This is a genomic window from Yoonia sp., assembly GCF_017854565.1.
GTDB lineage: Bacteria > Pseudomonadota > Alphaproteobacteria > Rhodobacterales > Rhodobacteraceae > Yoonia.
On the sequence record NZ_JAFMHJ010000078.1, the window covers coordinates 1 to 7642 of the forward strand.

The 7642-nt window shown below is 63.9% G+C and carries 6 protein-coding genes; all 6 read right to left on the minus strand.

The features are described 5' to 3' along the window. Positions 1–218 precede the first annotated feature (218 nt). Positions 219–1022 (minus strand): enoyl-CoA hydratase/isomerase family protein, encoded by an 804-nt coding sequence (locus QZ196_RS16715; protein ID WP_296428458.1) that lies wholly within the window; start codon positions 1020–1022, stop codon positions 219–221. 3 nt (positions 1023–1025) lie between these two features. Further along, positions 1026–2585 (minus strand): AMP-binding protein, encoded by a 1560-nt coding sequence (locus QZ196_RS16720; RefSeq protein ID WP_296428459.1) that lies wholly within the window; start codon positions 2583–2585, stop codon positions 1026–1028. Then, positions 2578–3087 (minus strand): (2Fe-2S)-binding protein, encoded by a 510-nt coding sequence (locus tag QZ196_RS16725; RefSeq protein ID WP_296428461.1) that lies wholly within the window; start codon positions 3085–3087, stop codon positions 2578–2580. The genes QZ196_RS16720 and QZ196_RS16725 overlap by 8 nt, the downstream gene beginning before the upstream one ends. Beyond that, positions 3075–3902 carry an FAD binding domain-containing protein gene (locus QZ196_RS16730; protein WP_296428462.1) on the minus strand — a complete coding sequence of 276 codons (828 nt, stop codon included), beginning with the start codon at positions 3900–3902 and terminating at the stop codon, positions 3075–3077. Before QZ196_RS16730 ends, QZ196_RS16725 begins: the two co-directional genes overlap by 13 nt. Then, positions 3899–6850 (minus strand): molybdopterin cofactor-binding domain-containing protein, encoded by a 2952-nt coding sequence (locus tag QZ196_RS16735; RefSeq protein ID WP_296428463.1) that lies wholly within the window; start codon positions 6848–6850, stop codon positions 3899–3901. The genes QZ196_RS16730 and QZ196_RS16735 overlap by 4 nt, the downstream gene beginning before the upstream one ends. Before the next feature lie 99 nt (positions 6851–6949). Beyond that, positions 6950–7642: helix-turn-helix transcriptional regulator (locus tag QZ196_RS16740; protein ID WP_296428465.1), on the minus strand; the 693-nt coding region annotated here is incomplete at its 5' end.

Genomic DNA, 7642 nt, shown 5'->3' on the forward strand with positions numbered 1-7642 from the left:
CGTTGCTCTGTGGGGGCACTCCGCTATGCGGGTCTATGGACAAACCTGTATACCGTATAGTGGCGCAGTTTTACTCCGGCCAAATCCGGCAAAATGGTGCACTATTGCTCCGGCGACTGGCGCAGTTTTAGTCCGGCGTTGACACGCGACAAGTGCCGCGACCGCGGCTGTCTGCAAAAATCCCTTGATAGACATTGATACTCCTCCCTTTGGGTTGTTCAGCGGCCGACGAATGCCGGTTTGCGCTTTTCGTGAAAGGCCTTGACGCCTTCGGCGAAATCTTCGGATTGGCGAAGGCGGCTATAGCAATGGCCTTCGAGTTCGATGCCGGTTGCCACGGTCGCGTTTTCGCTGTCGTTGAGCAGTTTCTTTGCGGTGCGTTGCGCCATCGGTGAAAAGCTGCGCAGCTCCTTTACCAGCCTCGCGGTCGCTTCCTCCAACTGGTCATCCTCAACCAGCTCGACCGCGATGCCCCAATCAAAAGCCTGCTGGCCCGAGATGCGTCGCGAGCGCATGACCACGTCCTTGGTGCGTGCCAGCCCGATCAGCGCCTGAAGCCGCGCCGACCCGCCCGAGCCGGGGATCTGGCCGAGCTTCTGCTCGGGCAGCGCATAGAAGGTCGACTTTGCGGCGATGCGGAAATCGCAGGCCAGCGAGATTTCGAAACCGACGCCGAAGGTGTAGCCCTTGTTCGCCACGATCACCGGTTTGGCGCAGCGCCAAGGGGCTCCGACGTTATCGGCCAGATGGCTGACATGTTCAGGCGATGCATCGAGGAAGCCGTGGATATAGCCCCCAGACGAAAAATGCTCGCCCTCCGCCCGCAAGACGATCACCCGAACCGCGTCATCGGCGTCCAGCGCCTCGAACGCCGCGCGCAGCTGATCGCGCTGATCCATCGAGATCACGTTCATCGGGGCACGTTCCAGAACTATGTCACCGCGTTCGGCCTTGGCGTCCACCTCGATGCGGAATCCGTCGGGTTTGGACAGAAGCGGTCGGTCGGAATAGGGGTGTGTCATGGGTTAGTCTTCTCCTTGCAGGCGGCCTTGTCCGGCCGCGATATCTTCGGGTTCGGGGGTGTAATTTCCGGCGACCAGTTCCCGGCGCAGCAACTTGCCAACCGGCGATTTGGGAAGCTCGGACACGAAAATGATGCGGCGGGGCCGTTTGAAATTGGCCAATGCCGAATCGCGGCAATGTGCGTCCAGTTCCTCGGTGCTCACGGGGTGGCGGCGTTTGACAAAGACGGTAACGATCTTGCCCCAGCGTTCATCGGGAAGACCCACGGCGGCGCAATCCTCGACCGCCGGGTGCATCGACAGGCAGCTTTCCACCTCGACGGGCGACACGTTCTCGCCGCCGGTGATGATCATATCGTCGACGCGGCCCGTCACGAAGAGATCGCCCTCGGCGTCGAAATGCCCGCAATCGCCGGTAAAGTACCATCCATCGCGCAGCGATTTTGCGTTCGCGTCCGGGCGTTGCCAGTAGCCTTCAAAGGCTTCGTCCCCGGCGAGGGTCGCGATGACTTCGCCTTCTTCGCCCTGTGCCAACACGGCAGCGGGATCGCCCGCGCCCATCCTGACGACACGCAAATCCTGATTGAGTCCCGCCTTGCCCGCCGAGCCGGGTTTGGACACGGCGTCCTGTTCGATCGAGAATGTGTAGATCTCCGATGACCCGTAGTGGTTTACGAAAAGCTCCGGCCGAAACGCGCCCTGAACCCGTTTGAGCAACCCGTCCGTCATGGACGCCCCGGCAAACCCCAAACGTTTGACAGCGGAAAGGTCCGTTGACGCAAAGTCGGGGTGTTCGAGCAGGTCGTGATAGAGCGTCGGAACCAGATACAGGCTTCCGATCCGTTCTCCGGCGATCAGCCCCAGCGCATCGGCACAGTTGAACCGGGGCAGGCAGACGAAGGTGCCGTTCAGCAATGTCATCGCGAGAAGGGAACGCACCCCCATGGTATGATAAAGCGGCATGACCCCCAGCGTCGCGTCGTTTATCGGCATCAGGTTCTGCGCCACATGCGCCAAAGCCCCCGCCCGTTCGGCACGGTGGCGGCGCGGTACGCCTTTGGGCCGGGCGGTAGTGCCGCTGGTATAGAGCATGATGGACCAATCGTCGGCGTTGGCAATTGGGCTTGCGTCCGGTGCCGAACCGGCGACGACATCCTCGAACCTGACCGCGCCGTCGACATCGGTTTCATATGTCAGGCACGGCAGATCTGTTGCTGCCGCAAGCACGGCATCCACGCTCGATCCGTCACAGGCAATGGCGCGGGCGCCGCTGTTTTCGGTAAAGAATGTGATTTCGTCGGCTGTCGCCCGCCAGTTCACCGGAACGATCGTGATGCCGGCCAATTGACAGGCCCAGTGGATGCTCGCGGCGGCATGGTTGTTTTGCATCGTCGTCAGCAATCGGTCGCCATGGCCTAGGCCCATGTCCGCAAACCCTTGGACAAGCGCCGAAATCTGGCGCAGCCAATCGGCATAGCTCAGACGCACATCGCCATCGACGATGGCCAGCGCATCGGGGTCGCGGGCCGCGCTGGCGATCAGGGAACGCCCTAGGTCAAGCATTGTCTGTCTCCTCCCTAAGGGTTTGTGCCGCGTCCAGTGCGGCAGCGACGATCGGTTGGTAGCCGGTACAACGGCACAGATGTCCCGATAGCACGTCGCGGATGCGTTCCGCGTCGGCCTGCGATTCGGTTGCGAGCAAGGTGTCGAGCGACATCAGGATGCCGGGGGTGCAAAAGCCGCATTGTAGCGCGTGATGTTTGCGAAAGGCGTCTTGCAGAACGGACAATCTGGCGGGGGCGGGGGCCAGGGCCTCTACCGTGTCGATCTCGGCGCCTTCAATCTGGACCGCGAATGTCAGGCAACTGCGTGCCATCGCGCCGTCGATCCGAACCGTGCAGGCACCGCAGACACCATGTTCGCAGCCGACATGGGTGCCTGTCGCTCCCTGGACGCCACGCAGGAAATCGCTGAGCAACATGCGCGGGTGGGCTGTGCCCTCGGCGGGCTTGCCATTCAGCGTAAAGCGGACGGGATGTCTTTCGGTGGCGGTCAAACGGCGCATGAGCGGGCCTCCTTGAGTGCTTGCGCGCCCAGATGACGCACCAGATCGCGGCGATAGCGTGCGGTTGCATGCAGATCGCCCCGCGCATCGAGCGACCAGGCGAGCGCGTTGAGCGCCTCGGCGTCGTCCTGGGGCGAGAGGTTGTCCCAGTCCCTGACAAACGGCGTGTCGTTGACGCCGCCGACGGCAAAGCGGACGCGCATGGGCGAAACCAACGCGGCGCAGGCGACGATGGCGAAATCGCCCTTGCGGCGGCCGAACTCGGCAAATCCCGTGCCGGTGCCTTGCTGGACATCGGCAAATGTCACCGCCTCGATCATTTCGTCATCGGCCTTGTCGGTCAGCATCATACCGAGGAAAAAGTCGGTCGCCTTCACGCTGCGCCGCTTCCGCCCGCGCCGCAGGATCACCTTGCCGTCCAGCGCGGCCAGCGCCAGCGGAATCTCGGCGGAAGGATCGGCATGGGCCACCGAGCCGCAGATCGTGCCGCGCGCACGGGTCTGGGGGTGGCCGACCCAAGGCAGCATTCTCGCAAGCAGCGGGTTGCGCCAGGTCAGGTCGGGATCGTCCAACAGACTCGCCTGCCGGACAGCGGCAAAGATTTTCAGCGTGCCATTTTCCGCCGCGACTTTCCGTGCGTCCGGGGCCGGCATGACGTCGACCAGGACCGCAGGCGTGGCAAGCCGCATGTTCATCATCGCCACCAGCGACTGACCCCCGGCAAGGATGCGAGCGTCGTCACCGGTTTGCGCGATGACTTCGCAGGCTTCGTCGAGCGTTTCGCAGCGGACATAATCGAAAGCGGCGGGTTTCATCGCCTCCCCCCGATCCAGCCGCACATGCGGGCGATGATGCCGTCGGGCTGTGGTGCGTCTCCGGCCCTTCGTCCGAGGGCGGCAAAAAACTGGCCAATGACTATTTTCGCAGCACCGTCCAGCAGCCGCCCACCCACGGATGCGACCTTGCCACCGACAGCGGCGTCATAGCTGTAGCCGATCACCGTACCGCCCGATCCGTCCGGTGTCAGCGTAACCCGGCCCGACCCCTCGCCGGTGCCAAGCGCGCCGCCGGCCTTGCCGGTCAATGTGGCGTTGTTGGGCGCGTCCAGATCCGATAGCCCGACCTGCACCCGGTAACGCCCCTTGACCGGCCCGACGCCCAGGGTGACATCGGCCAGAAAGTGGGTTGGCGACAGGCGCTTGACACCATGTGCGCCGGGGATGATCGCGGCGAGTTGGTCTGCGTCCATCAGCAGATCCCATATCTCCTGCGGTGCGGCGCCGACGTGTGCCTCGCCCTGACCGGACAGCCCCTTGCCGGGGCCGGGCCGTGGCTGTGCAATGCCTTCGGGTGGTGCAGGTTCGTCCGGCAGATACGACGCGATACGCGCAGGCGAGAGCGGAAGGGTGACATCGACATTGCCGCTGGCCGGTGCCAGCGCATCGGCGACGGCATTGGCGATGCAGACCGGCGTGGACATGCAATTGCCCTCGCCCACGCCCTTGGCCCCCAGCGGCGTCAGTGGCGAGGGCGTGCAGGTATGCAATATCGTCAGGTCAGGGATTTCGTGCACCGTCGGCACCGGGTAATCGGCCAGGGTGCCCGCCAGGAAAGCGCCGTCGTCGTCATAGGCGTATTCCTCGTAAAGCGCCGCTCCGACCGCCTGCGCGAACGCACCGCGGATCTGCCCCTCGACCATGCCTTCGTGCAGGATGGTGCCGCAGTCGTGCATCGTGACATAGTGGTCGACGCGGGCTTCATGGGTTACAGGGTCGATCTCCACCCCGCAGAAATCGAAGATGAACGCGTGGCACAGCGACGAGTTGATCCCGTCCTCTTCGGTCGGGGCGGTCAGTTCCGGCGCGGTCCAGATCGCGGTCTCGCGCATCGGCGCGGCGATGCCTTCAGGCAGCGTTCCGGGGGCCCAGTGCCCGGTCGAGGCGACGCGGGCAAAGGCGAGCGCGGCCTCCGGGTTGGACGCGATGAAAACCTTGCCGTTCCCGAACTCGATATCCTCGGGCCGGGCGTCGAGTTGGCTTGCGGCAATTGCAGCGATCCGCTCGCGCAGGCGGCCGGCGGCGATGCGCACCGCCCCGGCGGAGGCGGCGGCAAACCGGCTGGAATAGTTGCCGGCGGCGATGGACCAGGCGTCCTTGCCGGTATCCATCGCGGCCACGACCGTGATCGCGCCCGGCTCCAGCCCGAACCGTTCTGCGACGATGCTGGCGGCGACGGTCTTGTGGCCCTGGCCCTGGGGCACGGAATCGATCTGCACCGTGATGCTGCCGACCGGGTCGATGGCGATGGTCGCGCAGGATTGCGCGCCGTTCTTCTGCCCCGCCTTGGCCCGTTCCGCAGGTGTCAGAGCGGTCGAAAGGTATCCCATGTTCGACACCGACGGCTCCACCGCCACGGTAAGGCCGATGCCGTAAAGCCGACCCTGGGCACGTGCCGCGTCGCGCTTTTGGCATAGCGCGTCATAGCGACCGTCCTTCAACGCCGTGTCGAAGGCATTTTGATAATCGCCCGAATCGTAGGTCGCACCGCTGGCGGTGCGATAGGGAAAGGCACCGCTGGAGATCAGGTTGTCGCGGGCAACATTCACCGGATCTAGACCCAGCTCGACGGCGATACGTTGCATCAGCCGTTCCAGCGCGAAATAGATCTGCGGGCCGCCGAACCCGCGGTTCAGCCCCGTCGGCGTCTTGTTCGTCATCACGATGCGGTTCCGCACCCGCAGGTTGGCGATGTCATAGGCACCGCAGAGGTTGCCGTGCATGCGGTAGAGCGTCGCCGGCTCCGGCGCCCGCAGATAGGCACCGACATCCTCGACCTGATCGTAGTCAAGCGCGGTCACGCGCCCCTTTGCCGTAACCGCCGCGCGCAGTGTGATGGCGCGATTTGTGGCAGACACCGAGGCGGTGAGGTGCTCAAGCCGGTCCTCGACCCACTTGACGGGACGGTCGGTCAGCCGCGCACAGGCGGACAGAAGCGCGATATAGGGAAAGACGCCCTGCTTGATACCGAAGCTGCCGCCGGAATCCTCGGGCGTGCGCAGGCGCAGACGGTTGCCAGGCACGTTCAGCGCGCGCGCAATCACCGGATGGATCGAGAACGGCCCCTGGAAGTTCGACAAAACATCATAGGACCGCGTATGCGGATCCCAGCGGGTCAGCACACCGTAGGTTTCGATGGGCGTGCAGGAGTTGCGCGGATAGCGCACGGAAATCTCGACGACATGGTCGGCCTCGGCAAAGGCACCGTCGGGGTCGCCATAGGAAAAATAACGGTCGGCGCCAAGGTTGCTGCCCATTTCGTCATGCAGTACCGGCGCGTCGTCCGCAAGGGCCTTCAGCGGGTCAATGACGGGGGCGAGCGTGTCATAGCTGACGTCGATGAGGTCGACCGCGTCCTCGGCGATGTAGCGATCATCGGCCAGAACCACCGCGACCGGCTCGCCCACATAACGCACCTTGTTCTGTGCGATCGGCCAGCATTCGATGGGCAGCTTGACCCCGACCATCAGCGGCGATGCGACGCTTGCATAATCCTCGCCCGTCAGGACGGCGTGAACGCCTGCCAGCCTACGGGCGGCATCGGTTGAAATGTCGGTGATCTTTGCGTGGGCATGGGGGCTGCGCAGGATCGCGGCATGCACCGTGCCGTGCGGCGTCGGCAAGTCGTCAAAGAACTGGCCGCGCCCGGTCAGAAGCGGGGCGTCTTCCACCCGCAACATCGTTTGATGCAACCCGTCCTTTGGCATGCGTCCTCTCCTCCCAAACCGTCAAGCGGCGTGGCAGGACACTAGAGGGCGGTATTGATGAAACCGATTGCTAAGGGTCGCAGAATTTACCGAGGAGTCTCAAATACGGAAGAAATCAGTGGTATCCCCAAGCCGCGAGACCGACCGGAAGCTGCTGGGCGGTACGCCGGTATGATCGCGGAAGAACCGGGTGAAATGCGCCTGCGCGGTAAATCCCAGCTGATCGGACAGCGCACCGAAGCTGAGGTCCGACGAGACCACGGCGCTCACCGCCCGCTCCAGCCGGATCATGTTGGAAAACACGCGTGGCGTCACGCCGGTCGAGCGTTCGAAAACCCGGAAGAAATTCGCGCGGCTCATGCCAGCGGTCTGCGCGAGGCTGTCGACGTCCGACATCTCTCCGGCAGCCTTGTGCAGCTTGCTGATCGCCTTGGACACGCGCCAGTCGATGGCCTGGCTTTGCGCCGCGTCACGCAGGCTTGGCCCGACTGACCGCCATTCGGTAAACCGTTCGATCACCGAAACCATCAGGTCGCCCAGCTGCGTCTCATGATCGGCGATGGCGGTGGGGGCATGCACCATGCTCGCGGCAAGTGTTATGGCCTGCTTGCGGATCTGCGGCGTGATCGCATCGACGGTCCTATCAAAGAACCCGGACCCGGCGCTGGCGGCCCAGTTGGAACGAAACTCTGCCAGCCAAGAAGGTTCGATATAGAGGGCAAGGATGATCGTGCGCGGGGCTTTGGGCCAATGCACATAGGCATGCGGCGTCCATGCGTTGATCAGAACCGC

Coding starts and splice junctions, on each gene's coding strand:
- QZ196_RS16715 (WP_296428458.1), bottom strand. CDS start 1,022: ATGACACACCCCTATTCCGACCGACCGCTTCTGTCCAAACCCGACGGA.
- QZ196_RS16720 (WP_296428459.1), bottom strand. CDS start 2,585: ATGCTTGACCTAGGGCGTTCCCTGATCGCCAGCGCGGCCCGCGACCCC.
- QZ196_RS16725 (WP_296428461.1), bottom strand. CDS start 3,087: ATGCGCCGTTTGACCGCCACCGAAAGACATCCCGTCCGCTTTACGCTG.
- QZ196_RS16730 (WP_296428462.1), bottom strand. CDS start 3,902: ATGAAACCCGCCGCTTTCGATTATGTCCGCTGCGAAACGCTCGACGAA.
- QZ196_RS16735 (WP_296428463.1), bottom strand. CDS start 6,850: ATGCCAAAGGACGGGTTGCATCAAACGATGTTGCGGGTGGAAGACGCC.